The 24,191-nt window shown below is 51.0% G+C and carries 24 protein-coding genes; 17 read left to right on the top strand and 7 right to left on the bottom strand.

Features of this window, described 5'->3' with window-relative positions:
• The first annotated feature begins 135 nt into the window (after positions 1-135).
• Positions 136-2,052 carry an RNA/DNA-binding domain-containing protein gene (locus C1752_RS10365; RefSeq protein WP_110985989.1) on the top strand — a complete coding sequence of 639 codons (1,917 nt, stop codon included), beginning with the start codon at positions 136-138 and terminating at the stop codon, positions 2,050-2,052.
• Positions 2,053-2,105: 53 nt separating this feature from the next.
• Here the strand turns inward: C1752_RS10365 and C1752_RS10360 are convergent, their stop codons facing one another.
• Positions 2,106-3,140, bottom strand: a complete 1,035-nt coding sequence (locus tag C1752_RS10360) for a hypothetical protein (RefSeq protein WP_110985988.1) — start codon at positions 3,138-3,140, stop codon at positions 2,106-2,108.
• A 74-nt stretch (positions 3,141-3,214) separates the two neighbouring features.
• Here C1752_RS10360 and C1752_RS28390 point away from each other — a divergent pair, with 74 nt between their 5' ends.
• The 4 genes from C1752_RS28390 (at position 3,215) to C1752_RS10345 (ending at position 5,786) form a co-directional block, all read left to right on the top strand.
• The gene (locus C1752_RS28390) at positions 3,215-3,367 is read left to right on the top strand and encodes a hypothetical protein (RefSeq protein WP_158535060.1); all 153 of its coding nucleotides are present in this window, start codon (positions 3,215-3,217) and stop codon (positions 3,365-3,367) included.
• Positions 3,368-3,423: 56 nt separating this feature from the next.
• The gene (locus tag C1752_RS10355; RefSeq protein ID WP_110985987.1) at positions 3,424-3,711 is read left to right on the top strand and encodes a YiaA/YiaB family inner membrane protein; all 288 of its coding nucleotides are present in this window, start codon (positions 3,424-3,426) and stop codon (positions 3,709-3,711) included.
• Between the two features lie 452 nt (positions 3,712-4,163).
• On the top strand, positions 4,164-5,126 hold the full coding sequence (locus tag C1752_RS10350) for a hypothetical protein (RefSeq protein ID WP_110985986.1): 963 nt from the start codon (positions 4,164-4,166) through the stop codon (positions 5,124-5,126).
• A gap of 60 nt (positions 5,127-5,186) precedes the next feature.
• Positions 5,187-5,786 carry a Uma2 family endonuclease gene (locus tag C1752_RS10345; protein ID WP_110985985.1) on the top strand — a complete coding sequence of 200 codons (600 nt, stop codon included), beginning with the start codon at positions 5,187-5,189 and terminating at the stop codon, positions 5,784-5,786.
• Between the two features lie 68 nt (positions 5,787-5,854).
• On the opposite strand, the gene C1752_RS10340 is transcribed toward C1752_RS10345, so the two are convergent.
• A complete protein-coding gene (locus C1752_RS10340) occupies positions 5,855-6,877 on the bottom strand; it encodes a DMT family transporter (RefSeq protein ID WP_110985984.1) in 1,023 nt (340 codons plus the stop codon).
• A gap of 286 nt (positions 6,878-7,163) precedes the next feature.
• Here C1752_RS10340 and sppA point away from each other — a divergent pair, with 286 nt between their 5' ends.
• From sppA to C1752_RS10315, 5 genes are all read left to right on the top strand, one after another.
• The gene (gene sppA / locus C1752_RS10335; protein ID WP_110985983.1) at positions 7,164-7,991 is read left to right on the top strand and encodes a signal peptide peptidase SppA; all 828 of its coding nucleotides are present in this window, start codon (positions 7,164-7,166) and stop codon (positions 7,989-7,991) included.
• Positions 7,992-8,075: 84 nt separating this feature from the next.
• Positions 8,076-8,444 (top strand): chorismate mutase, encoded by a 369-nt coding sequence (aroH, locus tag C1752_RS10330; RefSeq protein WP_110985982.1) that lies wholly within the window; start codon positions 8,076-8,078, stop codon positions 8,442-8,444.
• Positions 8,445-8,474: 30 nt separating this feature from the next.
• Positions 8,475-8,963: a CBS domain-containing protein gene (locus tag C1752_RS10325; RefSeq protein WP_110985981.1), complete on the top strand. Its 489-nt coding sequence runs from the start codon at positions 8,475-8,477 to the stop codon at positions 8,961-8,963.
• Between the two features lie 306 nt (positions 8,964-9,269).
• Entirely contained in the window at positions 9,270-10,460 is a 1,191-nt protein-coding gene (locus C1752_RS10320) for a DUF4062 domain-containing protein (RefSeq protein WP_110985980.1), read from the top strand.
• Between the two features lie 86 nt (positions 10,461-10,546).
• On the top strand, positions 10,547-12,136 hold the full coding sequence (locus C1752_RS10315; protein ID WP_110985979.1) for a B12-binding domain-containing radical SAM protein: 1,590 nt from the start codon (positions 10,547-10,549) through the stop codon (positions 12,134-12,136).
• A 27-nt stretch (positions 12,137-12,163) separates the two neighbouring features.
• Here C1752_RS10315 and C1752_RS10310 read toward each other — a convergent pair whose 3' ends face one another.
• The 3 genes from C1752_RS10310 to C1752_RS10300 are packed head-to-tail and all read right to left on the bottom strand — an operon-like array spanning position 12,164 to position 13,285.
• Positions 12,164-12,421: a Txe/YoeB family addiction module toxin gene (locus C1752_RS10310; protein ID WP_110985978.1), complete on the bottom strand. Its 258-nt coding sequence runs from the start codon at positions 12,419-12,421 to the stop codon at positions 12,164-12,166.
• Positions 12,405-12,668: a type II toxin-antitoxin system Phd/YefM family antitoxin gene (locus tag C1752_RS29700; protein ID WP_110985977.1), complete on the bottom strand. Its 264-nt coding sequence runs from the start codon at positions 12,666-12,668 to the stop codon at positions 12,405-12,407. The genes C1752_RS10310 and C1752_RS29700 overlap by 17 nt, the downstream gene beginning before the upstream one ends.
• Before the next feature lie 50 nt (positions 12,669-12,718).
• Positions 12,719-13,285, bottom strand: coding sequence for a TetR/AcrR family transcriptional regulator (locus tag C1752_RS10300; protein ID WP_110985976.1), 567 nt, complete (start codon positions 13,283-13,285; stop codon positions 12,719-12,721).
• A 95-nt stretch (positions 13,286-13,380) separates the two neighbouring features.
• On the opposite strand from C1752_RS10300, the gene C1752_RS10295 reads away from it, so the two are divergent.
• Positions 13,381-13,929 (top strand): carboxymuconolactone decarboxylase family protein, encoded by a 549-nt coding sequence (locus C1752_RS10295; RefSeq protein WP_110985975.1) that lies wholly within the window; start codon positions 13,381-13,383, stop codon positions 13,927-13,929.
• A gap of 105 nt (positions 13,930-14,034) precedes the next feature.
• On the top strand, positions 14,035-14,844 hold the full coding sequence (locus C1752_RS10290; RefSeq protein ID WP_110986142.1) for a ZIP family metal transporter: 810 nt from the start codon (positions 14,035-14,037) through the stop codon (positions 14,842-14,844).
• Here the strand turns inward: C1752_RS10290 and C1752_RS10285 are convergent.
• Both C1752_RS10285 and dacB read right to left on the bottom strand, forming a co-directional pair.
• Positions 14,795-17,191 (bottom strand): heavy metal translocating P-type ATPase, encoded by a 2,397-nt coding sequence (locus tag C1752_RS10285; protein ID WP_110985974.1) that lies wholly within the window; start codon positions 17,189-17,191, stop codon positions 14,795-14,797. The genes C1752_RS10290 and C1752_RS10285 overlap by 50 nt on opposite strands.
• Positions 17,192-17,203: 12 nt before the next feature.
• Positions 17,204-18,688, bottom strand: coding sequence for a D-alanyl-D-alanine carboxypeptidase/D-alanyl-D-alanine endopeptidase (dacB, locus tag C1752_RS10280; protein WP_110985973.1), 1,485 nt, complete (start codon positions 18,686-18,688; stop codon positions 17,204-17,206).
• A 390-nt stretch (positions 18,689-19,078) separates the two neighbouring features.
• Here dacB and C1752_RS10275 point away from each other — a divergent pair, with 390 nt between their 5' ends.
• The 5 genes from C1752_RS10275 to C1752_RS10250 all read left to right on the top strand — a co-directional run bounded on the left by C1752_RS10275 (position 19,079) and on the right by C1752_RS10250 (position 24,180).
• Entirely contained in the window at positions 19,079-19,465 is a 387-nt protein-coding gene (locus C1752_RS10275) for an AbrB/MazE/SpoVT family DNA-binding domain-containing protein (RefSeq protein WP_233501504.1), read from the top strand.
• Between the two features lie 154 nt (positions 19,466-19,619).
• Complete coding sequence (locus C1752_RS10270) at positions 19,620-20,543, top strand: carbohydrate ABC transporter permease (RefSeq protein ID WP_110985972.1); 924 nt, start codon at positions 19,620-19,622, stop codon at positions 20,541-20,543.
• A gap of 87 nt (positions 20,544-20,630) precedes the next feature.
• Positions 20,631-20,855, top strand: coding sequence for a hypothetical protein (locus tag C1752_RS10265; RefSeq protein WP_233501502.1), 225 nt, complete (start codon positions 20,631-20,633; stop codon positions 20,853-20,855).
• A 168-nt stretch (positions 20,856-21,023) separates the two neighbouring features.
• Positions 21,024-22,430, top strand: coding sequence for an argininosuccinate lyase (gene argH, locus C1752_RS10260; RefSeq protein ID WP_110986139.1), 1,407 nt, complete (start codon positions 21,024-21,026; stop codon positions 22,428-22,430).
• Between the two features lie 289 nt (positions 22,431-22,719).
• Positions 22,720-24,180 (top strand): polysaccharide deacetylase family protein, encoded by a 1,461-nt coding sequence (locus tag C1752_RS10250; protein ID WP_110985970.1) that lies wholly within the window; start codon positions 22,720-22,722, stop codon positions 24,178-24,180.
• The last annotated feature ends 11 nt before the right edge of the window (positions 24,181-24,191 follow it).

Genomic DNA, 24,191 nt, shown 5'->3' with positions numbered 1-24,191 from the left:
GAAATTATCGTTGTAGCTGGGTGCTTTTACGCAAGGTGTGGCGGATGAAGGCTGCATCTCCTCTACTGCATTGATGCTCCAATCGCTTAGGGCAGGGCATAATGCAGACACGACTCACTAGAAAACTCGATTGCTATGACTCCAGAGGAACTCCAAGAAATCCTCGACCTTGGAGAAGATCAAGAGCTTGAATTTAAATCCGCAACAGGTGGCTTCCCAAAATCATCTTGGGAAACGGTGTCAGCATTTGCCAACACCGAAGGGGGAACCATCTTTTTGGGTGTTGTAGAGCAAAGTCTTGGTTTCACGATTGAAGGGGTTCGCAACCCCCACTCCATCCTCAAAACCTTTTGGGATAACCACAACAACCCTCAGAAGCTCAGCCATCCCGTCTGCCGAGAAACCGATGTATCCATACTCACGCTTTCAGGCAAAATTCTCGTTAGCATCCATATCCCTCGGGTTGTTCGGCAGCAACGCCCTGTCTATATCAACGGCAACCCTCTAAAGGGCACCTTCAAGCGTAATTATGAAGGCGATTATCGCTGCATAGAAGCCGAAGTCAAACTCATGCTTCGCGATGCTGGCGATAATGCACTGGACGGACAAATTTTAGAAGGGTTTACACTCGACGACTTAGATTCCGAGTCACTAACCGCCTATCGCAATCGATTTGTATCTCGCTCTCCTGAACATCCATTCCTCGCCCAAGACAACCGTGAATTCTTAGAAAGCTTGGGCGGGTGGCGTCGAGATCGAAGTAGCGAACTGAAGGGTGTTACCCTTGCAGGGCTGCTGATGTTTGGAAAAGAACGGAGCTTGCTTGATGCCCTTCCAAACTACCATTTGGACTATCAAGAACAGTTATCCAACGATCCAGATGTTCGTTGGACCTATCGACTTACGCTTGATGGTAAGTGGGCACCCAATTTGTTCAACTTCTACTATCGAATCTATCCTCGACTAGTTGAAGATATCGAAGTCCCTTTTGCTCTTGACGAAACTGCAACTCGTAAAGAAGAAACCCACGTTCATGACGCTTTGAGAGAAGCCTTAGTCAACACCCTGGTTCATGCAGACCACCAGACAACGCGTGCCATTACTATTATTAAACGCGTTGATCAGTTTGTTTTCGTCAACCCCGGACGCCTACGCATTCCTCGTGATCAGCTCTATCGCGGGGGCATGAGTGATGCTCGAAATCCTAATCTCCTCAAAATGTTTCAGATGCTCGGGCTTAGCGAAAAAGCAGGCTCAGGTTTTCCAAAAGTCTTGCGAGCATGGCGAGAACAGTCCTGGCTCATGCCCCTTGTTTCTGAAGATTTGGTCTTAGAAGGAACGATGGTAGGCCTACCATTAGTCAGCATGATTTCTGAAGACGTTAAGCAGGAATTGAAGGCTGTCGTTGGTTGTTCTTACAGCTCACTCGATGAGCTTGGACGACTCATTCTTCTTTTGGCCCGAGGGTTCAACAAAATCCGCAACGCCGATATTCAGCCCTACTGCCAGCAACATCCAAGGGATATTGGAGACAGACTCAAACAATTTGTGGGATCAGGCTGGCTACAAAAAGAAGGCCATGGTCGCGGTACGCAATATCGATGGCCGACTCTTGAAGAGAGAGAATACAGCTCCGAACATACATCAGGTAGCTCCGAACATACATCAGGTAGCTCCGAACATACATCAGGTAGCTCCGAACATACATCAGGTAGCTCCGAACATACATCAGGTAGCTCCGAACATACGTCAGGTAGCTCCGAACATTTGCGTCATTCTCTACAAGCTGATTTGCTTCAAGTTGCAGCACCTGTTAGAGAAACAAAAAAAATTAGTAAGACTCTGGTGGAATCCACTATTCTCAAATTATGTGAGCAGAAATGGCTGACGTTAAGGGAGTTAGCAGAGTTACTTAAGCGTAAGCCTGACACATTGAGAAATCATTACATCACTCCCATGCTCAAAGATGAACGTTTGCAGGCACGGATGCCAAACAACCCTACTCATCCGAGACAAGCTTATCGTCGGGGAAAAACAAAAAATAAAACTTGATGTGCTAACTGCAGCTCTCAACTCAAACTCAGTATGAGATGTGATTGTCGCCCTCATTCTTCTTCGCGAGCAAGTTGCATTGATACATCAAGTGACAAAAAGCGATCGAGGGCTAAATAGACCCAATAGATAGACGATGGTGCTTGCTGCAGTTTCTGAAAACCCAATGCTGCCGTCATTGCTTCAAAACTAGGGTGAATCATCAAGGTATAAAGATCGCAAAGGTTGGGGAAATCTTTCTGCATCTTCAGTAAGGTCTGCTGAGCATCCGCCACAAACTCTGCCCGATAGCACTCAAGGTATGCAGGCTCAATCATCCAGCTCCGAATAAACACCGCCACGCAGGTTTCATCCCCTGGGGTCGCCATCACAAACGGATCAGCATCACTCAAGGAACTCAGGTGCAGTCCTCGATGGGCTACCTCAAAAAAGTTCACTTCAGATTCACTGGCGACAGGGTACAGCAGATAAAACCCCATCGGATTAAGATTGTCGCTACGGCGTAAAACCCGCATTCCCGTTCCATACTGGCCCGCCCATAGGCGCAGAAGTTGAGCGATTCGGTGGGGCGTAGACTGCAGACTTTGGTTCATCCAGCTATAGTTAGTCGCCAGTAGGTTGGCAATCGGAATGGCGTCGCATCGAGGGTCGAAGTCATCAAGCAGCAATTTCACCACAGGTTTGCTATCAGAGCCACCCAGCATTTCAGGAATTTCAGGGATGGCAATTTGCGTGGTGTTACCGTCAAAGGTTTTCTTTAATAATCCCAGAGCCGCTAGCTTGTCGAGAATCAGTCCGGCAGCGCGATCGCTTCCCTGCTCTTTGTTGCTGTAAAACAGGTTGGCCGCTTCTCGATGAGTGCAAGAAATGGGTCCCACTGGGCAGTCAAGCTGAGACAGGGGTGGCTGAAGCTTTGGATTCTCTTGGCGCTTTTGCTGGACCAGTAGATAAACCCATAGCTGTACAAAATACTGCGCTCGAATGCGCGTCAGGCCGACTCGCTTGCGGAGTTTCTCCACAACTGCCTGCTGCTGCTGAGCAGAGAACCAATGATCTGTGAATGCAGGATCGATAGGGGGCTGGCGCATCTGAGCAGTGTGATCACGGCCTATCTATCTTAAGAAACTTCGGAGTACTTCAGACCACTTCTAAAAACTTCTTGATGGTTGGAGTGGGTGGGGGAGAGTTGCGATCGCAACCCAAACTTCATCGCCGCTTCAGCACCACCCTTGCCATACTGCAGTTCAGTTCAGGAGAGCAACATGATATCCCTATTCCAAAACCCACTCCCACCGTAGCTGCATCAACCACCTGATTGACGAGTATCTAGCCATAGCCCCACATCTCATACCCACTAATAGAGCTAAACCCATGAAAACGAACGTCAACGCCACCCACACCAACGCCTGGATTACCCAAACCTGGATCTCTTTTTTCTTATCCATCACCGCCACGGGAATCGGCATCCTTTATTTACCCGTCAACCCATGGGTCAAAGGGTATTTAGGCATGGGCTTTCTATTCTCCATTGGCTCAACCGTCAGTCTTGCCAAAACAATCCGAGACGTAGACGAATCCAAGCGCATGCTGTCGCGGATCGATGAAGCAAAACTAGAGCGATTGCTGGCTGAGTATGATCCCTATCAATCTGCCCAGTAATATAGCGGTACGCGTATTGATTAGGACATCAAAATAGCTGAACACCATATCCGCCAAAGAAGGGCTGTCCTAACTCAGCCGCGTATTGCTATAAAAGCTGATCCTGCCCCATCGAAGCTTCTGGATTGGAGATCTTCTAAAATCGGCACTGCTTCCTAGACAGTAAATATGATCTGCAGCAGGAACAGTCCCAAGGCATGAATGATAAAGACAGAGCCTTATTCATTCACCCAAATTGCTTAGAGTCAAGCCTGGAAAAAGAGCTTATGATAGAGGCAATGAGCCGACTCTAATAATCGTGGCAGATTGACCAATTCTCCATAAAAGAGTTGCTCTTTTTTATTGCTCACGACAAGGCTTCCTATCACCCCTTCACTTTTGCACAGTTGCACTTCGTAATTTCTGCAAGCAGGCTTGCTCTGCGAGACGCGAAATATCGTTAATACTACTCTATGCCTAAGAAAACTCCACCTACCTTCAACTTACTCAGCATTGGTCATCGAGGCGTCGGCAAATCCGTTTTTCTGGCAGGTTGCTACGCTCAACTGCATAAAAGTCGCCTGATGCATTCCAAAGGAAAGTGGTTTGAACCGGCAGATACAAAATCTCGACAAATCCTGCGGGACATGCTGGAGTACATGCAGCGTTCTGGCCGGTATCCATCGGCAACCATGAAGATTACCGATCTTGCCTTTAAGGTAAAGTCGCGGGAGCTGCAGGGAGACTTAACGCTATGTGAGTTTCGCTGGGCCGATATCCCTGGCGAAATTTGTCACTTAGACAACCCAGACTTCAAAGCTCTCATGCTGAACTCACACGGATGCTGTGTGTTTATGGATGCCGCAGCACTTGTGCGGGACACCGATTACTGGGGGCAAATCGAGGAAACAATCAACCAAATAGAAGTCATTTCCACTCTAGCGGATCAGCAAAATATCAGTTATTTCTTCTCTTTGATTTTGACCAAATGTGATCAAATCAATGCTGATACCAATCAAATGGCTGAAATTGAGAAAAAGTGGGAATCGCTCAACACCCGCTTGATGGCATCTAACACAGTTTATCGCCGCTTCAGCACCTTTATCATCCTGGTTCCCACAGGACAAAATATTGCGATTAAGACGGAGGGAACCGCCGATCCAATTTTGTGGCTCGTATCCCAATTGAGTGAGGTCTACAAGACTGAGGAACCTCGCAGCGTCGGGGATAGCGCTGAACCAGCTCCAGAAAGCAATCGACCGACGACAGGACCGACGGCTTCACTCTCGATGCAGTCTAAGGTAGTGATCGCACTGATCAGCGTGAGTGTCATAGCCAGTTTAGGATTTGGGCTGGGAATCATACTGTCTAACCCAGAGCCTAAGAATTCTCCAGATGTTGAGCAGAGTTCCTCTGGAGTGCTGGTTAGAGGGTAGCTGAGAAAGAGACCGCTAGCACCCATTAAAATTGAAGCAATCCTAACCGCTGACTCAGCTATGACTCTTGCCACTGTTGAACACCTCACTCTTGAGGCTTATCTCAATTATGACGATGGCACTAATACCCGTTACGAACTGGTTAATGGAGAACTCACGCCGATGAGTTTGGGGTTGGGTCAGCATGGCGAAATCGCAGATTTCTTAAACAATCAGTTTCGCTCTAATATTTCAGAAAACAAGCAAGACTGGGTTTCTAAACAGATGGTGGTTGGAGTACAGTCTCCTCGGGCAGGTCGCTGGGATACGGTTCGAATACCTGATGTTGTGGTGATGTTGCGCTCTCAATGGCGCAAGCTGCAGAATCGTGAAGCCGTTATTACGTTGAGTGAGCCACCCCCGGTTTTGGTGGTGGAAGTGGTAAGCCAGTCTACGCAATCTATCGACTATCGGGCCAAGCGATCAGAATATAGCGTCCTTGATATTGCGGAATACTGGATCGTCGATCCCACAGAAGCAAAGGTCACCATTTTAAGTCTGAAAGAGGGCTGGTATGACGCAGCTGAATTTACAGGAACAGCTCTTATTGAGTCGGCAACTTTTCCAAGTTTAGATCTAAGTGCAGACCAAATCTTACAGGGAGATCTTTACGTGAACTAATCGTATGTCTTGCTAAGTCTTGACGCCTTGCGGAGCAGCAATCTATCAACGTGATATGGGAAGGATCGCTAACTATCGCGCAGCCACAGCCGCGCTACGGATTCTGGAAGTGAGATCGCAACTCCCTTCACCCTCTCCCAATCAGGCAGGCGATCTCGCTGATTCACAAAATAAATACTCACCAGCGTTAAACACACTCCACCAAACTGAATCGGACTTAGGACCTCTGACAACGCCAAATTACCAAAAATCAAAGCAAACACAGGCGTCAAAAAAGTCAGAGAGCTCAAGCTCGTCAAACTCCCAGTAGACGCAAAATAGAAAAATAGACCGTAGGCTACCGCACTACCAAAAACAGCCGCATAGACCATCAACCACCAAGATGCCGAATCAAGATCGGTCCACTGGTTCGACTCCCATAGCCCCGACCCCAAAAACAGCGTTAGCCCCCCCAGAATCATGTGCCACCCTGTTGCGCTAATCGGGTCGCAATATTCACAAACCTTGCGAATCATCACCGTGCCCACAGCCATTGACAGGGCCGCCACCAGCATCAAGGCTTGACCACTATCAAAAATCTGGCTCCACTGCAGGCTGCTCAAGCTTATAGAGCCGTCAAACCAGTGTCCCTGAAACAACTGCACAATCCATTCATCTGGTAGACCAATGCAGCTAATGCCAGCAATACCAACAGCTAAGCCCAGCCAACCCCACAAACCGATGCGCTCACCGTAGAGCCACAGGGCCAACAGCGCCACCGCTAGGGGCTGAGTATCAATCATCACTGACCCCAGACCTGCATTGGTGCGCACCAAACCAAAAGCCAGAAACCCTTGAAACAGAGTCACGTCTACAAGGGCAAACAGCACAATCCACAGCCATGCTCGCCACCCCTGCGGCTGAGAACGCCCCAACAACAGCGAAACAGCCAGTACTAGAAATCCCGCCGGACCAATTCGCAGACCCGCCAAGAACAGAGGCGTCGTATGCGGGATCACCCCCTTCATAGCAACCATCGCAGTTCCCCAGAAAAAGAAGGGTGCAATCAGCAGCAAACGATCAAAGGGGCGTGGGACAGAACTTAACTGCATTGAAGAGAAATTTTGAAGGATTTTTAATTTAAAGGCCCCAGCTACAGGGGATTCAGACCTTAGCCCTGACAAAGGTACTGGTGGCCAAGAACAGCTCAATCCTAAACGCGGATTGCTCAATATTTTGTAACATTCGTTATAAATTATAGAGGGTGCGGCTCTGAGATCACAATCAGCCCGCTATTCTAGCCAGAAGGTTGAGGGCCAAGAGCCTACCGCTATCGGCAGAAAGCCTCAAGATAGAATAGAACGCTACAGTTATTGACGGAGTAAACATCGACTGCCCATGATTTGGCCCTTTAAGCCTGCTCGCAAACAAATTGCCCGGATCGAAATCAAAGGTGCGATCGCAGGTAAAACCCGTGATCAAGTCCTGGAAGCGATCAAAACCGTAGAAGAAAAAAAATTTCCGGCCCTGTTGTTGCGCATCGACAGCCCTGGCGGCACCGTCGGCGACTCTCAAGAAATCTACAGCGCCCTCAAGCGTCTGGGTGAAAAAACTAAAATTGTTGCTAGTTTTGGCAATATCTCTGCCTCTGGCGGCGTCTACATTGGCGTCGGTGCCCATCACATTATGGCGAATCCCGGCACGATCACCGGCAGCATTGGCGTAATCCTGCGGGGTAACAATTTAGAGGGCTTATTAGATAAAGTGGGGGTCTCCTTCAAAGTCGTGAAGTCTGGACCCTACAAAGACATTCTGGCCTTCGACCGCGAAATCACAGAGCAGGAACAGCAAATTCTGCAGGACATGATTGACAGCAGCTACAGCCAGTTTGTACATACAGTTGCTGAAGGCCGCAATCTAGAGCCAGACGCCGTCAGAACCTTTGCCGATGGTCGCGTGTTTACCGGTCAACAGGCCGTCGATCTCGGTCTCGTCGATCGCCTTGGCACTGAAGAGGATGCCAGACGCTGGACCGCTGAGCTAGCAGGTCTTGACCCAGAGAAGACCAAGACATTCAACATTGAAGCACCCAAGTCACTCTTGAATCGGCTGCGGTCTAGTAACCAGAGCAATCAGTTCCGGCTGCCCTTGACCGATCAGGCGATCAATTGGCTAGAGTTTGAGGTCTCAACCAGTGGTCTGCCGCTGTGGCTTTATCGCCCCTAGACCTGCATCTTGATGTCAACATTAGCTAATACGGAACCAATTTGCCTGTATTGTGAGGCATGATTGAGCTAAGGAGGACGTGCAGTGACGGTGCGAGCGATACGTGGAGCAACCACAGCAACCGATGATTCTGCGATCGCAATTCAAGAGGCTACTTACGAATTGCTCGACATCATCGAAGCCAGGAATCACGATGTTTTGTATTTGCCAGATGTTGTGAGCGTCATCTTTTCAGTCACGCACGATCTGAGACAGATTTTTCCCGCCGCCACTGCTCGCCACCGTCCTGGCTGGGAAAATATTCCTTTGCTAGACGTCCAGCAAATGTATGTCAAGCAAGGTTTACCCAAGTGCATTCGCTGTCTGATCCAGTTCAACACCCTCGACCCTGCCCTCAAAGTCCATCACGTCTACCTCCATCAAGCAAAAGGGTTGAGACCTGACTGGGGTTAACCCTATCGTCTACCCATCGATTAAGAACCCATGAGCAATTCTTCTCCCACTGTTCAAGAGTGTATGACGACAGATCCGATTGCGGTCAAACCATTGGATTTGATCGAAACAGTAATCCAGCTCCTTGAAAAGCATCGGATTAGTGGACTGCCCGTCGTTGACGATCAAAACTATGTCGTTGGCGTGGTGACTGAGGCCGATCTTCTGATCCGTGAATCTCCGCTACAGCCACCCCTACACTTCACATTTTTAGGCAGCATCATCTACTTTGAATCACCCTCACATTTCCACGAGCAGATTAAGAAGTCATTGGGCATGCTAGTTCAGGACGTAATGACCGCTAAACCCGTCACTACAACCCCTGAAACCTCACTGGTTGACGCCGCTCAGATCATGCGCGATAAAAAGGTAAATCGTTTGCCCGTGCTTGATCAGACACAGGCTTTGATCGGTATTCTGACCCGTCACGACTTAATCTGCGCACTCAAGCCCCAGGTTTTTGGTCAGTCCGAAAGCTGAGCGTTTCAGACACAAGTTGCCAGCACAATACAAGCATCATTTACCCCTCTAAGCAAATAAACGATAGACCTATCTGCAATTTTAAGTCGGCGATTAATAAACAATCGCACTATTATTGAAGGGTGCATCGATTGAGGGGTGCATCTGTGCGCGGGGAACAGTATTTATGAGATCCGGGCTATAAAGAACGCCCTATCAGACTATTGAGAGTGAGTTTGCTGGGTTTTGCCTCCTTTGCTCTTGACTATCTCATCATGCCTCTAGACACTTTGGTCTAGGGGGTTCGACACTGCTGTACTGCCGACAATGCTTAATTCCTTCTCTAAAGGGCTTCAGGTCTTCATCTCTTCTACCTTCGTAGATTTGAAAGCCGAACACAGCGCAGCGATTGCAGCAATTCTTAGCTGCGGCCATCAACCAGCGGGTGCCGGTCAGTTCCAAATCCCGGGGGAGCAGCTTTTCCCACGGCCGATCATTGAGCAGTGGATTGATCAGTCCGACGTATACGTTTTGATCTTGGGTCATCGCTATGGTGACCTTGAGCCTGAGATGGACAAAAGCGATGTTCATTTTGAGTATGACTACGCAGTTGCCCAGGGGATGCCCGTGATTGCTTGCCTGATCGCTGGAGATCAGGAGCCGCAGGCAGCAGGCGAAACAGCGGAAAGCATCGACCGGCTGCTGCAGTTTCGACAGCAGGTTCAAGCGCACGACCCCCATTACTGGCATGAGACTCTCGATCTAAAACAGGGCCTAGTCGCCCGCCTCTCTGAGCTCCCTCAGCCCCTCCCAGATCTGTCTGTTGTGCAGCCCAGTCACGGCAACCAGACAGAAGCCTTAAGTGTCATTCTACTCACGCTCCAAACCTGCACTCAATCGATTCACGATGCAACAGCGGCAACCCAAGAGGCCTATCATCTTGCAGAGCAGTCGCTAACGATGGCGATTTCAAGCACAGCATCCGTGCAGGAAACGGTGGCTGATTTGACACAGATTCAGGCAGCCGTTGCTGAGGGTGCCCGCACAGCTAAACGCTTAGGGGAAAGCGCTCAGCAAATGTCGAAGGTCATGAAGCTGGTGAATCAACTGGTCTCTCGCACGAATGTTATTGCCCTGAATGCCAGTATTGAGGTCTCCCGCATGGGAACCCGTGGGGCAGAGTTTACGACGGTGGCGAACGATCTGCGCCAGCTAGCCAACCATACGGCCAAAATCGGAACGGCGGTGGAGCAAATTGTCCAGCCGATGCAGAAAAAAACTAATCTTGTGGTCACGGCTCTGGCAGAAGGGGTACAAGTTGCGATCGCAACCACTCAACCCGCAACACAAACCAGAGCAGCCCTAGAACAGCTCAGCCAAGCCTTAAAACAACTGAATCAAAACATGCAGCTTATCGTTCAATCGACAGCAGAACAAACGGCTGCATCCACCTGCATGACCGAGATTCTGCAATCGCTTGACGTTGGCTTTGATATTCAAAACGACAGCACACCTTGAAGATTTGATCTATAAAAATAGACCAATCTTGCGAATATGGGGTAGTGTTGGGTGACAAGCTCAACACTTCTTAAGATAGGCGTGCCATGCGTGTTTTACTCGTTTACCCCGAATTCCCTCAAAGTTTTTGGTCCTTTGACCAGGCCCTGAACTTGGTGGGTCGCAAAGCACTCCTGCCGCCCTTGGGTCTAGTCACCGTCGCGGCCATCCTGCCCCAAGAGTGGGAATTCAAGCTGGTGGACCGCAACGTCCGTGAGGTCACCGAAGAAGAATGGAATTGGTCTGAGCTGGTGATCCTCTCGGCCATGATTGTGCAGCAAGAAGATTTTGCCGCCCAAATAAAAGAAGCGAAACGGCGCGGAAAGATCGTGGCCGTTGGCGGTCCCCACGCCACATCTCTCCCTAAATTAGCCGAGGCCACTGGCGCAGATTTCCTAGTCTTAGACGAAGGCGAAATCACGCTGCCGCTGTTCGTCGAAGCCCTCGAACGGGGCGAAACCAGCGGGATTATCCGCTCAGAAGACGTCAAACCCGACGTGACCACCACGCCCGTCCCCCGCTTCGACCTGCTGGAGATGGACGCCTACGACAATATGTCGGTGCAGTTCTCACGCGGATGCCCGTTTCAGTGTGAGTTCTGCGACATTATTGTGCTCTACGGCCGCAAGCCGCGCACGAAAACGCCGGAGCAGCTAATCGCCGAACTGCAGTGCCTCTACGACCTGGGCTGGCGACGCAGTATCTTCCTGGTGGACGACAACTTTATTGGCAACAAGCGCAACGTGCGGTTGATGCTCAACGCCCTCAAAGAATGGATGATTGAATACAACTATCCGTTCACCCTCAACACAGAAGCCTCAGTGGATCTCGCCCAGGATACTGACTTCATTGACCTGATGGTGGAATGTAACTTTAATGCTGTCTTCTTAGGTATTGAGACCCCTGACGCCAGCAGCTTGGCTCTGACGCAGAAGTTTCAAAACAATCGCGATCCGCTCTCAGAATCAGTGCACACGATCATGAGCCGAGGGTTGCGGGTGACGGCAGGCTTCATTATTGGCTTTGATGGCGAGAAAACCGGAGCAGGCGATCGCATCATTCAGTTTGTTGAAGAGACCTCTATTAGTCTGGCGATGTTCAGTATGCTGCAGGCGCTCCCCAACACGGCCCTATCCCTGCGGCTCGCCAAAGAGAACCGGCTGATCGATGACGAGGGCACCGGCAACCAGACGAAGCTGATGAACTTCATTCCCACTCGCCCGGTTGAAACGATTGCCGATGAGTACGTGCGCGCCTTCTGGGAACTTTACGATCCAGAAAAATATCTCGACCGCGTCTACCGTCAGTTCAAAATCTTGGGCGAGCCAGGACATAAGACGGCCTCACGCAAGCCCGACCTAGTGACAATCAAAGCCATTGCTACCATCTGCTGGCGACAGGGCGTCCTGCGTAAAACCCGCTGGAAGTTCTGGCCCTATCTATTCAACATGATGCGGCTGAAGCCCAAAAATTGGCAGCTCTATCTGACAATCTGCGCCCTGGGTGAGCACTTCTTAGAGTATCGGCAGTTGGTGCGATCCCAGATTGAAGAGCAGCTTGCTGAATATGTACAGGCAGAATCAGCCCTCAAGCAGCAGCAAGCGAAAGAAGAACAGGCCGATCAGCTTGTTGCATAGCGCTGCTGTATAGCCTTCAATACCCCTCTACTCGTAATGAGACCAAAGCGAGACAACTCTGCTCGCCTGATTCTCTTGATCAATCGAGTAGACAAGATGATGCTGGATGTTGATGCGTCGAGAGTAGTAGCCTTTTAGATTGCCGGAAAGCTTCTCATAGGTCGGCGAATAGGGATTTTGCTTTAGAGCCTCCAGTAGCGTAACTGCATTGCCAGACAATCCAGCAGCTCGGAGCTTTTTCGCATCTTTGAGAGCACGACGACTAAATTCAATCGTCCAGGCCATTGAGTACCTTCATAAATTCCGCTTCAGAAACCCAATCATCAGCCTGCTCCGCCTCTCTAACAGAATCAACCAGACCGGGGACTGACTGCAAATAAAGCGTCTCTTGCAAACTCTCCCAGTCAGCCTTGGATAGCAGGACCGCATCTCCTTTACGACTGGTGATAACGCGTGGCACATGGTCAGTGTTGACCTGCTCTACCAAACCGAACAAGTTGGCTCGGGCCTCGCTAGCATTAACAATTTCCATAACGCTTCCACCATCGTACGACTTATTGTACCAATCTTTATCTAAGCAGCTTAGCCAGCATCAATCAGGGTCGCTAGAGCATCACGGGCAAAGCTTGCCCCGTTTGGGTCACCTTCGATGGTGGCCATTAGGCTCGCTCCCCCAATCAGGAGCAAATACTGCTGTGAAAAGAAGGAAGGGTTTTGCATACCTGCTTCAGATGCTAGCTGCATGACATAGGTTCGAATCGCCTCTCTGACCTTCACCGACACCAGGTGAGCAGGATGGTCGGCATCGGCAATCTCCAAGACAGCGTTGATGAAGGGACAGCCACGGAACTTAGGGTCAGCATACCAATCTTGAAGAACATCAAAGGTCGCAAGCAAGCGCTCTTTGGCCGTGTTGCCTTCGTTGGAAACAGCATCTTCAAACCAGGCCAGCCACTGAGTCGCCCGATACTTCATTACCTCTTCAATCAGCTGGTCCTTGGAAGAGAACCAGCGATAGAGAGTTCTTTTAGCAACACCAGAAGCCGTGATGACTTCATTGATCCCAACGTACTGAATGCCCTTTTGATAGAACAATTCAGACGCAGTCTCCAAAATCTGTTGACGGGCAGCACTCGAATCAGAACGCATGATCTTCCATAGTAGACAGACTTGTCTCCGCAAGGATATATTAGCTACTATTCTGGGTAGACAGGCTTGTCTACCTTATTGAGTTGAGAATTACGATGGAATTTACCATTCACACGATTGAAACCGCTCCAGAAGCGTCTAAGCAGCCCCTGGTTCATGCTCAGGAGACGTTTGGATTTATTCCTAACTTAGAAGGAATTCTGGCCGAGTCTCCAACAGCGTTGCAGAGCGGGATGGCACTTTGGGATTTGTTCGAGGCCAGCAGCTTCTCAACGATTGAGCAGCAGGTTATTTACCTAACCGCGAATTACGAAAATGGCTGTAGTTACTGCGTAGCAGCCCACTCAGGCTTAGCAAAAATGATCGGTATGCCTGCAGAGCATATCGAAGCTCTCCGTATCGGTCAGCCACTATCAGATCAAAAGCTGCAGGCGCTACGTCTGTTCACTCAACGCATGATTGAAGCGCGGGGCTGGCTTCAGGAGCAAGAAATTAGTGATTTCCTCGCTGCAGGGTATACAAAACAGCAGATTCTAGAAGTCATCGTCGGAATTGCTGTTAAAACGATTCACAACTATACGAACCACATTGCCGAAACTCCTTTAGATAAAGAGTTTCAAGCTCACAAGTGGTCTAAACCATAGGGATCCGCAAGAACAAAGCCCGACTGCATCACCATATTGCAACTCATAATCGTTATGAGTATGATTAAAGAGATGTTTGTGATTTGAATTATGAGTACCGTTGCGATGATCTTCGATCAGTCTGCCGCTGCCGGAGGCGGGACAACGGTTGCGATCGCATTTACAGCCAGCCTGATCGCCGGTCTCGGAACAGCCGTAGGGGCCTTACCCGTCTTTTTGCCCATCAACCTCACTGAACGAGTCCAGGGCGTTCTACTGGGGATCGGCGGCGGTATTATGCTAGCGGCTACTGCATTCTCGTTAATCGTTCCAGGGACTGAAGCGGCTATTGATTTGGGTTACTCAAAGGCCACTGCCGCTCTGCTGATGGGCGCAGGCATTCTGATTGGCGGCGGGTTTCTGTGGATAGCTAATCGCTACCTACCCCACGAACACTTCTTCAAAGGTGAAGAGGGTCCAGTCAAGCAAAATCTGCAGCGGATGTGGCTGTTTATTATGGCAATTACGATCCACAACTTTCCTGAAGGGCTAGCGGTTGGGGTGGGCGTTGGGTCCGGTGGCTTAGGCAGCAGTGGTTTAGCTCTCACCGCCGGAATCGGTCTACAAAATATGCCAGAGGGTTTAGTGGTGGCTCTTGCGCTCAGGACGCTTGAGTATTCTGCCCTCTATGCCTTCGGGGTCGCTTTGTTAACAGGTTTAGTGGAACCGATTGGCGGCGCAGTGGGAGCCAGCGTCATTGGCTTAGCTCAGCCCCTTCTACCCTGGGGGATGGCCTTTGCGGCTGGAGCAATGCTGTTCGTGATCAGCGATGAAATTATTCCTGAGACCCACCGCAAGGGCTTTGAGCAGGAGGGCACCCTCGGGATCATGCTGGGGTTTGTGGTGATGATGTGTTTGGATACTGCGCTCGGCTAGCCATTGACCACCGTAAAAGCAACGAATTGGTCACCACACCCACAGAGCTGAAGGCCATCATCGCGGCGGCGGCTGCAGGGCTAAGCAGAATACCAAAGGTGGGCAGCAAAAAGCCTGCGGCTAGAGGAATACCAACGATGTTATAGCCAAAGGCCCAAAAGAGATTTTGCTGAATTTTGCGAAAGGTGGCGCGGCTAAGGCGAATCGCAGACACCACGTCCGAAAGCTGAGAGGCTTGGCCCGCTTTCTGCATCAGGACAATATCGGCTGTTTCTACGGCCACATCGGTGCCTGAGCTAAGGGCAATGCCTACATCGGCCTGGGCTAAGGCAGGAGCATCATTGATGCCGTCCCCCACCATTGCGACGCGCTGGCCTTGAGACTGGAGGGTTGCGATCGCATCTGCTTTCTCTCCCGGTAAAACCTGGGCCTGAACTGCATCAGCATCAAGATCGAGAGATTGGGCCACTGCGATGGCAGTGTCTTGCTGATCACCCGTTAACATCTGGACCTGCAGCCCCATTGTCTTAAGCTGCTTCACGGTGTCTGCTGCCTCAGGTTTTAGGGGATCTTTAATTGCGATCGCACCTTGAAAGCATCCCGAAACTGCTAAATAAATGACGCTATTACCCTGAGCCGATAGCTGCTGTGCTCTTTGCCGGTCTGAGAGGGGCACCTCAATACCCTGCTGACACAACCAGCGCTGACTGCCCAGCAAGACTGGCTCACCCTGTACCCGAGCCGATAGGCCACAGCCCGGAATCGTTTGGCTTTCTTCTGCCTGCAAGGGGGAGATCTGCAGGGACTGCGAGCGCCCTAAAATCGCAGTGGCTAGCGGATGTCGGGTGTCCGTTTCTGCTGCCGCCGCAATTTGCCAGAAGCGCTCACGGCCCAGCGTTGCCGCTTCAGATAGCCAATCGTCAGTGACAACGGGCTGACCTGTCGTCAGCGTCCCGGTCTTATCGAAAACAACGGTATCGACGCGGTGGACCTGCTCCAGTACGTCTCCGCCTCGAATCAAGAGACCTTGCTCGGCCCCAAGACTGGTGCCCACCAGAATTGCGGTGGGGGTGGCTAAACCGAGGGCACAGGGACAGGCAACAACTAAAACTGCGATCGCAAGCTTCAAGCTCAATAGCAGTCCGTGGTTAGAACCAACATCGTGTGCCATTCCATGCATCATCGGTACTGCATGGTAGGCGACTAAATCCGGCCAAAGATGGGTGCCTAATGTGGCCCAGAAAAGCAGCGTTAGAGTTGCGATCGCCATTACCCCGTAGGTGAAATAGCCCGCCACCTGATCGGCCAATCGCTGGACCGGCGCTTTGCGGGTTTGCGCCGTCTCCACAAGATTAATAATTTGAGCCAGCGTCGTACTGGCACCCGTACGCGTCACCACCATCGTGATCGTTCCTGACTGGTTGAGCGTGCCCGCCACCAACTCATCTCCCACAGCCTTCACAGCCGGTAAAGACTCTCCCGTCAGCATCGACTGATCCACCAGCGTTTGCCCCGCCACTAGCTCCCCATCCACCGGAACCTGATCCCCCGGCAGCACCCGCAAATAGGCACCCACGGCCACCTGATCCACAGGGGTTTCCACCGCCTGATCCGTCGGCGCATCCGCCTGCGGCAGTAGATAGGCCTGGGTCGGACGCAGCGCCAGCAAAGCTTCAAGGGCCGCCGTTGCCTGTCCTCTGGCGTAGGCCTCTAGGGTTTGCCCCAGCAAAATCAAGCCCACCACCATCACCGGCGCATCAAAAAAGCAGTCCCACTGCAGAGACGGCCACAGCAGCGCCACGACGCTTGCGCCATAGGCAGTTACGGTCCCCAAGCCCACCAGACTATTCATCGTCGGCGTCCAGCGTCGGAAGCCCTGCCAACCATCCCAGAGAATCTCGCGGCCCGGACCGGCCAGCGCCAAAGTGGCCAGCACCCAGTGGAACCCCATACTCGTCAACCCTGGAATCGCCAAGCCGAAGTGACCCAGATGCCCAATACCCGACAGAATGACCAAGACCACCGCCGTCACCAAACGCTGGAGCTGCTGCACCCAAACCTGACGCCGCTTCTCGTCGTCCCGCCGCTCATCAGTACTCGCTGTCACCTGGCTCGGGAAACCGGCCTCTGTTAGCACCGTCGCCAGTCCATCAGGCTGGGCGAGGTGCGGCTGATATTCAACGGTGGCCTGCTTGGTAACCAAATTAACCACGCTGGAACAAACACCAGGCTGCTGCTGTAGACGATTTTCAACCGCCTGCACACAGCCTGCACATTTCATTCCGTCCACGTTGAGAACCGAGGTGGCAGATTCAGCAGCAGGCCGCTGCAAAGCCGATGTCTTCATAAAGTTAAGGCGCTAGGAGCAGGGTTCGAGGCGGGCCAACAGCATCAGCATCTCGTCAAGAATTGGGGTGAGTTGGCGCCTAGATTGATTGTACTGATTAAAAAAGATAGTGAACGCCAAGGGTGCGAAGGTATCACTGCGAACATAACCCGACAGATTAGAGACCCCCGTCATGCTGCCTGTTTTAACCAAAACGGTCTCCGGCGACAGGCCCGCCAACGCTCGGGAGCGTAGGGATTTTTTGAATACTTCTGCATGGGGTGAGCGGTCCATCGCCTTCAGGGTCTGCACCAGCGCTTCAGGGCTAACCAGGTTGTGTCGAGATAGCCCTGAACCGTCAGCAATGTCGTAGGTCGTCGAATCAATGCTCAGCTTGGTCAGCGTTTGCTTCAGCGTCTGCAGTCCCTGGGTCAGGGTGTCGGAATTAGAAGGCTTCTGGACACCCAAGGTTTTCAAAACGGCCTCAGCGTACAAATTATTGCTGTCTTGATTGATGGTATAGATCAGCTCTGACAGCGGCGGCGACTGAATCTCAGTTAATGTTTGCTCATCAGAGGTATCAGGCTGTTCAACATCTGGATCAGCAATCAGCTGCGTTTTATTGACCTTAATGCCCTGACCTTCGAGCTGTGCCCGCAGCCGTCGCAGAAAATAAGGGCCAGGATCGACAACAGCAATCCAAGATCGGTCAGAATCTCCCCCAGCCCGGAGCTGCCCCAAGACTTCAATCTCCAGCACACCTTCGTTGAAGCGCCGCACAATTTCGGTGTACTCAGGCTCAGACGCAGAGACGGTTCGCGATCGATTGATCAATCGCCACGGTACAGTCGGCTCATGGAGCTGCCATTCCAGCCTCAGCGGCTCACCCAGCACCTGCGGATACAGACGCACCTCGTAGGCGTTTTCGTTGACCATTAGACTGTTGACTGGCGACCCCCATCCGGCCTGGAGGTCTTCCCATTCCCAACTGGGCACTACAGCTGGCCCCTTGAAGACTGTATCGTCACCAATAAGGGTCTTAATACGTCGAACACCTTGGCTATGAAGCGTTTTTGCAATCTTCTGCAGCGTTTGATCTGAAAAACTAGGATCACCTTGACCGACAATTTTCAGGGCGTCGAGAGTGGGCGGCTTGCCAACGCTCTGAACAGGCGTTTTAATTTGATAATCAGGGCCTAGAGCCGTCAAAGCAGCAGCAGTCGTGAGCACCTTTGTCGTAGAGGCGGGTAGAAAAAATCGCTGTGCTTCTCGTGCGTAGAGCGGCTTAGAAGAATTGAGGGGTTGAACAGAAACGCCGATGCGCGCCCGCTGTAGCGCGGGTCGGGCCGCAATTTGATCTAAGGCGGTTTCTAGGTCAGCCGCGCAGATGCGATTATCTTGGCGAACGTCAGGGCGATTAGCCTGGGCATTTCTAAAGTCAGCCGCAAAAACAGAGGAAGCAATCGTCAACCAAACGGTTGCGCAGCACAGGAAAAAACGAGGGGCTGTTGAAGTCATAGGGTCTGCTCTAGAAAATCTGGTTGCTAGCTTAGCTCGAATTCTAGCCTGGGTTCAAAAACGCTATTCTTTGGAAAAAGTAAATCCATTTAAGATAGACATTAGCAATTTAAGACTGTTAGCAAGATAATCTTAGGCATTCAACAGGAGGCAGCAAGAAAAAGAGGACATATTGATCAGTCAATCTTCTGTTATCTCCGCCATCCAAAAAATGACGAACAAGAAAGAGAAATAGTTGATTTTTAGCGAATACCCTATTGTGCTAAGGTTGGCAGCTTGAGTAGAATAGATATTAGTTGAACTCTAATTCTCTAGAGAGACACATTAGAATTTAAGAGGACTAATGTTAGAGTTCAATAGAATATATTGCGTGATACTGCTAGTAGGATAATGACCATGGCTACGAAGAGTGAACCCTTAACCGGTTCAGATTTACTCAATAAAGTTAAAGATCTCAATAATCTAAGTGCCGAAGCTAAAGCGAAAAAGTGCGGCTACTTCACGGTTACGAAAGATGGCGCTGAGCGAGTGAGCATGATGAAGTTCATGAACGCTCTATTAGACGCGGAGGGAGTTGAGCTAGACAGTAAATCATCCAACGGAAACGGTCGCGGAGGCCGGAGTGCCAGCTACCGCATCAGTGTGCAGGCCAATGGTAACTTGCTCATCGGTTCAACCTACACGGAGCGCATGGATTTGAAGCCCGGAGATGAGTTTGAAGTCTCCTTGGGTCGTAAGCATATTCACCTCAAGCAAATTTCTGAGGACGACGAATAGCCGGAAGAGATCAGCGTCAATTGGCTAAGCCTCTGTAATGCTGATCTGACTGATTGACAAAAAAATCTTCAACTCTCTAAGACCATCTAGTCTTGTCACTTTTAAGTTTAAATGGCAAGGTTCGGGTGGTCTTTGCTCGTTTATTGTGGGTGTTATGGCTCTCAAAACACACCGATTCTCTCGCTCAGCTAACACAATTGGGACATATTTGGTCTTAGTTGCGATCGCAACTATCATGCTAATTCCTTTACTTTGGCTAACCCTAACGGCCTTTAAGCCTGCCAGCGAGAGCATATTTCCACAAACTGAGAATATCGTTCAATTCTTCCTAGATTTAAGTCCAAGACAGCCAACCTGGGAAAATTTTGTACGCGTTCTCTGCAATAGCTCGACCCCAGACTGGGATAGCTGTATGCAGGCATTATTTGATATCGATAGTCCCCAGCCCTTCGGACGTTATTTCCTTAATAGCTTTTGGATTGCGACCCTAACGGTCACCCTCAATCTGCTGTTTTGTTCCCTTGCAGCCTATCCGCTCGCTAGACTTGACTTCGCAGGCAAAGACTGGATTTTTACCGCAGTGGTTTCCACCATCATGATTCCGTTTCAGATTGTGATGATTCCGCTTTACGTATTAACAGTAAAGCTGGGCCTGACTAACACTTACCTCGGCGTTATTTTCCCTACTATTGCCTCTGCCTTCGGTATTTTTCTGCTTCGACAAGCCTTTCAGGGTGTACCCAAAGAACTTGAAGAAGCCGCCCGCATTGATGGCTGCACAGAGTTAGGCATCTGGTGGCATGTGATGCTACCGTCGGTGAGACCGGCGCTGGTCACGCTGGCGATTTTTGTCTTCATTGGCTCCTGGAGTGAGTTTCTCTGGCCGTTGCTGGTGCTAGATGAGGTGCAGTCCTACACGCTGCCGTTGGGAGTCGCTCGACTGGCGAGCTTTGACTCCATTGACTGGCGACTGACGGCTGCCGGTTCCGTGATTTCAATTGCGCCCATTTTGCTATTTTTCTTGATTATGCAGCGCTATATTGTTCCCTCTGAGGTGGGCAGCGGTCTCAAGGGCTAGCGCTTGTAGAAAGTCTAAAGCCAGAGACAATGAACCTAACATCGTGGTTTGATCGGTAAAACAATTCATCCTATGGAAACGGCAAGCATGGCTGTGACACTGATTCAGAACTGGCTTACGGAAACGCACCTAATCCATGATGCAATCGCGCAGATAACGCCCCACCTAACACCGCTCGCCCAAACTTACAGCGATGATTTAGGAAGCACGGTTCAAGGGGCCTGGGATAATTTCATTCAGTCGGGGCAAGTTTGGGCCTTACTGATTGGCTTCGTCATCGGCTATATTTTCCGCAGCATTACGTCTTACTAAAATCCACGCGCCGACTCGAAGCCGCAGGGATTTAAACTTCTTAACGGCATAGATCTAGTTGCGAATCACCATCACCATGACGTCGTCTCCTAATTTTGACTTCGGAGGGAGAGGGCTTCTAGATTGCAGTTGCTTTTTATTTTCCACACTATCGACGGAACGTTCACCTTGGCTGCTTCTACTTCCAACCCCCAACCCTGGAGTCAGCGTTTTGAAGGAGCATTGCACCCTGCGATCGCAACTTTCAACGCCAGCATCAGCTTTGATATTGCCCTGATCGAGTACGACATCACGGGTTCTCAAGCCCATGCTCAGATGCTAGCCCAGACAGGAATCATTTCTGAAACCGAAGCTGAGCAGATCACCACAGGTCTGGAGCAGATTCGTCAGGACTACCGCCAGGGCAATTTCCAGCCCGGTGTCGATGCCGAAGACGTCCACTTTGCGGTGGAGCGACGGCTGACAGAACTGATCGGCGACACAGGTAAGAAACTACATACAGCTAGATCGCGAAACGATCAGGTGGGTACCGACATTCGGCTCTACCTGCGAGATCAGATTCAACAAATTCAGGGACTGCTGCACCAGTGGCAAACAACGCTCGTTGAATTAGCGTCAAAGCATGTCGAGACAATGATCCCCGGCTATACCCATCTGCAGCGCGCCCAGCCCCTGAGCTTAGCCCATCACCTATTGGCCTATTTTGAGATGGCCCAGCGAGATCAGCAGCGGTTAAGTGAGATTTGCGATCGCGTTAACGTTTCCCCCCTCGGTTTGGGGGCGTTAGCAGGGACCCCCTTCCCCATCGACCGTCAGTTCACCGCCGACCAGCTTGGATTTGGAGGTTTATACGCCAATAGCCTAGATGGCGTCAGCGATCGTGATTTTGCCATTGAATTTCTCTGCGCCGCCAGCCTAATCATGGTTCACCTGAGCCGTCTTGCCGAAGAAGTGATTTTCTGGGCCTCTGAAGAATTTAAGTTCATCACCCTCAAAGATAGCTGCGCCACCGGCTCCAGCATCATGCCTCAGAAAAAGAACCCCGACGTACCGGAGCTAGTACGGGGCAAAACCGGGCGCGTCTTCGGCCATCTCCAGGGCTTACTGGTGCTGATGAAAGGGCTACCGCTGGCCTACAACAAAGATCTGCAAGAAGACAAAGAAGCAATTTTTGACGGCGTGAATACGGTCAAAGCCTGTCTAGAGGCAATGAACATTCTGATGTCAGAGGGCTTAGAGTTCCGCACCGCTCGGCTGAATACGGCAGTGACCGAAGACTTCTCTAACGCCACCGATGTTGCGGATTATTTAGCCGCCAAGGGCGTTCCCTTTCGAGAGGCTTACAATATAGTCGGTCAGGTGGTTAAAGTTTGTCTGGCTGATGGCAAGCTTCTCAAAGACCTAACGCTTGTTGAGTGGCAAGAGCTTCATCCGCAGTTCAGCGATGATATTTGGGATGCGATCGCACCTCAACAGGTCGTCGCCGCCCGCAACAGCATTGGCGGCACAGGATTTGATCAAGTTCGTAAGGCTCTAGCCAGAGCAACCTCAATTCTCAGCTCTGATAATGCCTAGGATCTACCAGGAAAACCTGTACAGTTGTCTGAATCGGATGACTACGACACAGATCTAATTTTCACTGCGTTCTTCTTATGGAGCCATCATGAGAAGCAGCAGCTCAACCACAAATTTCAGACAGCTTGCACAGTAAAGCACTAGCCCCTTAAGTTTTAGGAAAACAACTCGCACTCCTGATACTCTGCCCCCAGAATTGGGGGGTTGGGGGGGCCAGTGCAAAAAAATTTGCGACGTTCCTATCCACTCGCTGGTCTTGATTCCAAGCAAATCTAAACAGGACTCCAACATGATTGCATCCGCTCCCTTAAGCCAAGCCACCGCTAATTTACCCCCCATTTCTGGCTCAGAAGCAGACCTAGCCCAAATCACGAACCACAGCGATCACATCTATTTATCCCAGACAGACTTAAACCTCGACGCCCTCAAGTCTGGCTTCGCCTGTGCCCTACACATGCATCAGCCGACGATCCCCGCCGGAGCCAACGGAGAGCTGATCTGCAACCTGCAGCATATGTTCGAGCATCCCGACCAAGGGGACAACCACAACGCCGAGACCTTTGCCTGGTGCTATCGCCGCATGGGTGAGTTCATTCCTGAACTAGTTGCCAAGGGCTGCAGTCCTCGGATTATGCTCGACTACTCCGGGAATTTACTCTGGGGTCTGCAGCAGATGGGTCGCCATGATGTCTTAGATGCCCTGAAGAAAATCACCTGCGACACTCAATATCAGCCCTATGTCGAGTGGCTGGGCACCATGTGGAGTCATGCCGTCGCCCCTTCCACACCGATCCCCGATCTGAAGCTCAACATCCAGGCTTGGCAGCAGCACTTTGCCGATCTGTTCGGCGTGGAAGCCCTGAAGCGAGTCAAGGGATTCTCACCCCCAGAAATGCATCTGCCCAACCACCCTGACGCCCTTTATGAATACCTCAAAGCCCTCAAAGAATGCGGCTATCGCTGGCTAATGGTTCAAGAGCATTCCGTCGAGCGCCTGGATGGCTCTGGCCTACACCACGAAGATAAGTACATTCCCAATCGCCTCGTGGCCCGCAACTCTAAGGGTGAAACCGTCAGCATGACGGCCCTGATTAAAACCCAGGGATCAGACACTAAGCTGGTTGCCCAAATGCAGCCCTATCACGAAGCGAAGGGAATGCAGCAACAGCAAATTGGATCTGTCTCTGTGCCGAGCTGCGTCACGCAGATTGCCGATGGCGAGAACGGCGGCGTGATGATGAATGAATTCCCCCGCGACTATCCGCCGGTTTGGGAAAATCTCGATCAGGGGATCGCTGGCTTTAACGGCACTGAATATCTCGAACTCCTGGAGGCCGCTGGCGTCAATCCTGAAGATTATCCAAGCTGTCAGGCGGTGGGACAGCATAAAATTTGGCAGCAGGTCGCGCCGGAGCAAGCCACGCCAGCAGCGGTAGAACAAGCCATCCGAGACTTGACTGAATCTGATCATCAGTTCCATATGGATGGTGCGTCCTGGACGGATGATCTGAGCTGGGTCAAGGGCTACGAAAATGTCCTCGAACCAATGAATCAGCTCAGCGCTAAGTTCCATGCGAAATATGATCCCCTGGTTGCGGCAGATCCAACCGTTACGCAACAGTCCGGTTATCAAGAGGCACTGCTCTACGTGCTGCTGGTGGAAACAAGCTGCTTTCGGTACTGGGGTCAAGGCACCTGGACGGACTATGCCCGAGAACTCTATCGTCGAGGTGAAGCACTGCTGTCATAGCGTTTGCCCGT

This window comes from Acaryochloris thomasi RCC1774 (assembly GCF_003231495.1).
In the GTDB taxonomy this organism is placed as follows: Bacteria; Cyanobacteriota; Cyanobacteriia; order Thermosynechococcales; family Thermosynechococcaceae; genus RCC1774.
The sequence above is the reverse complement of the archived record's forward strand: the minus strand, read 5'-3'. Positions and strand labels throughout refer to the sequence as shown.

Coding starts and splice junctions, on each gene's coding strand:
- C1752_RS10355 (WP_110985987.1), top strand. CDS start 3,424: ATGAAAACGAACGTCAACGCCACCCACACCAACGCCTGGATTACCCAA.
- C1752_RS10325 (WP_110985981.1), top strand. CDS start 8,475: ATGAGCAATTCTTCTCCCACTGTTCAAGAGTGTATGACGACAGATCCG.
- sppA (WP_110985983.1), top strand. CDS start 7,164: ATGATTTGGCCCTTTAAGCCTGCTCGCAAACAAATTGCCCGGATCGAA.
- C1752_RS10270 (WP_110985972.1), top strand. CDS start 19,620: ATGGCTCTCAAAACACACCGATTCTCTCGCTCAGCTAACACAATTGGG.
- C1752_RS10315 (WP_110985979.1), top strand. CDS start 10,547: ATGCGTGTTTTACTCGTTTACCCCGAATTCCCTCAAAGTTTTTGGTCC.
- C1752_RS10340 (WP_110985984.1), bottom strand. CDS start 6,877: ATGCAGTTAAGTTCTGTCCCACGCCCCTTTGATCGTTTGCTGCTGATT.
- C1752_RS10310 (WP_110985978.1), bottom strand. CDS start 12,421: ATGGCCTGGACGATTGAATTTAGTCGTCGTGCTCTCAAAGATGCGAAA.
- C1752_RS29700 (WP_110985977.1), bottom strand. CDS start 12,668: ATGGAAATTGTTAATGCTAGCGAGGCCCGAGCCAACTTGTTCGGTTTG.
- C1752_RS10290 (WP_110986142.1), top strand. CDS start 14,035: ATGATCTTCGATCAGTCTGCCGCTGCCGGAGGCGGGACAACGGTTGCG.
- C1752_RS10365 (WP_110985989.1), top strand. CDS start 136: ATGACTCCAGAGGAACTCCAAGAAATCCTCGACCTTGGAGAAGATCAA.
- C1752_RS10250 (WP_110985970.1), top strand. CDS start 22,720: ATGATTGCATCCGCTCCCTTAAGCCAAGCCACCGCTAATTTACCCCCC.
- C1752_RS10275 (WP_233501504.1), top strand. CDS start 19,079: ATGACCATGGCTACGAAGAGTGAACCCTTAACCGGTTCAGATTTACTC.
- C1752_RS10295 (WP_110985975.1), top strand. CDS start 13,381: ATGGAATTTACCATTCACACGATTGAAACCGCTCCAGAAGCGTCTAAG.
- C1752_RS10285 (WP_110985974.1), bottom strand. CDS start 17,191: ATGAAGACATCGGCTTTGCAGCGGCCTGCTGCTGAATCTGCCACCTCG.
- C1752_RS10320 (WP_110985980.1), top strand. CDS start 9,270: ATGCTTAATTCCTTCTCTAAAGGGCTTCAGGTCTTCATCTCTTCTACC.
- C1752_RS10350 (WP_110985986.1), top strand. CDS start 4,164: ATGCCTAAGAAAACTCCACCTACCTTCAACTTACTCAGCATTGGTCAT.
- C1752_RS10360 (WP_110985988.1), bottom strand. CDS start 3,140: ATGCGCCAGCCCCCTATCGATCCTGCATTCACAGATCATTGGTTCTCT.
- C1752_RS10300 (WP_110985976.1), bottom strand. CDS start 13,285: ATGCGTTCTGATTCGAGTGCTGCCCGTCAACAGATTTTGGAGACTGCG.
- C1752_RS10345 (WP_110985985.1), top strand. CDS start 5,187: ATGACTCTTGCCACTGTTGAACACCTCACTCTTGAGGCTTATCTCAAT.
- C1752_RS10265 (WP_233501502.1), top strand. CDS start 20,631: ATGGCTGTGACACTGATTCAGAACTGGCTTACGGAAACGCACCTAATC.
- C1752_RS28390 (WP_158535060.1), top strand. CDS start 3,215: ATGGTTGGAGTGGGTGGGGGAGAGTTGCGATCGCAACCCAAACTTCAT.
- dacB (WP_110985973.1), bottom strand. CDS start 18,688: ATGACTTCAACAGCCCCTCGTTTTTTCCTGTGCTGCGCAACCGTTTGG.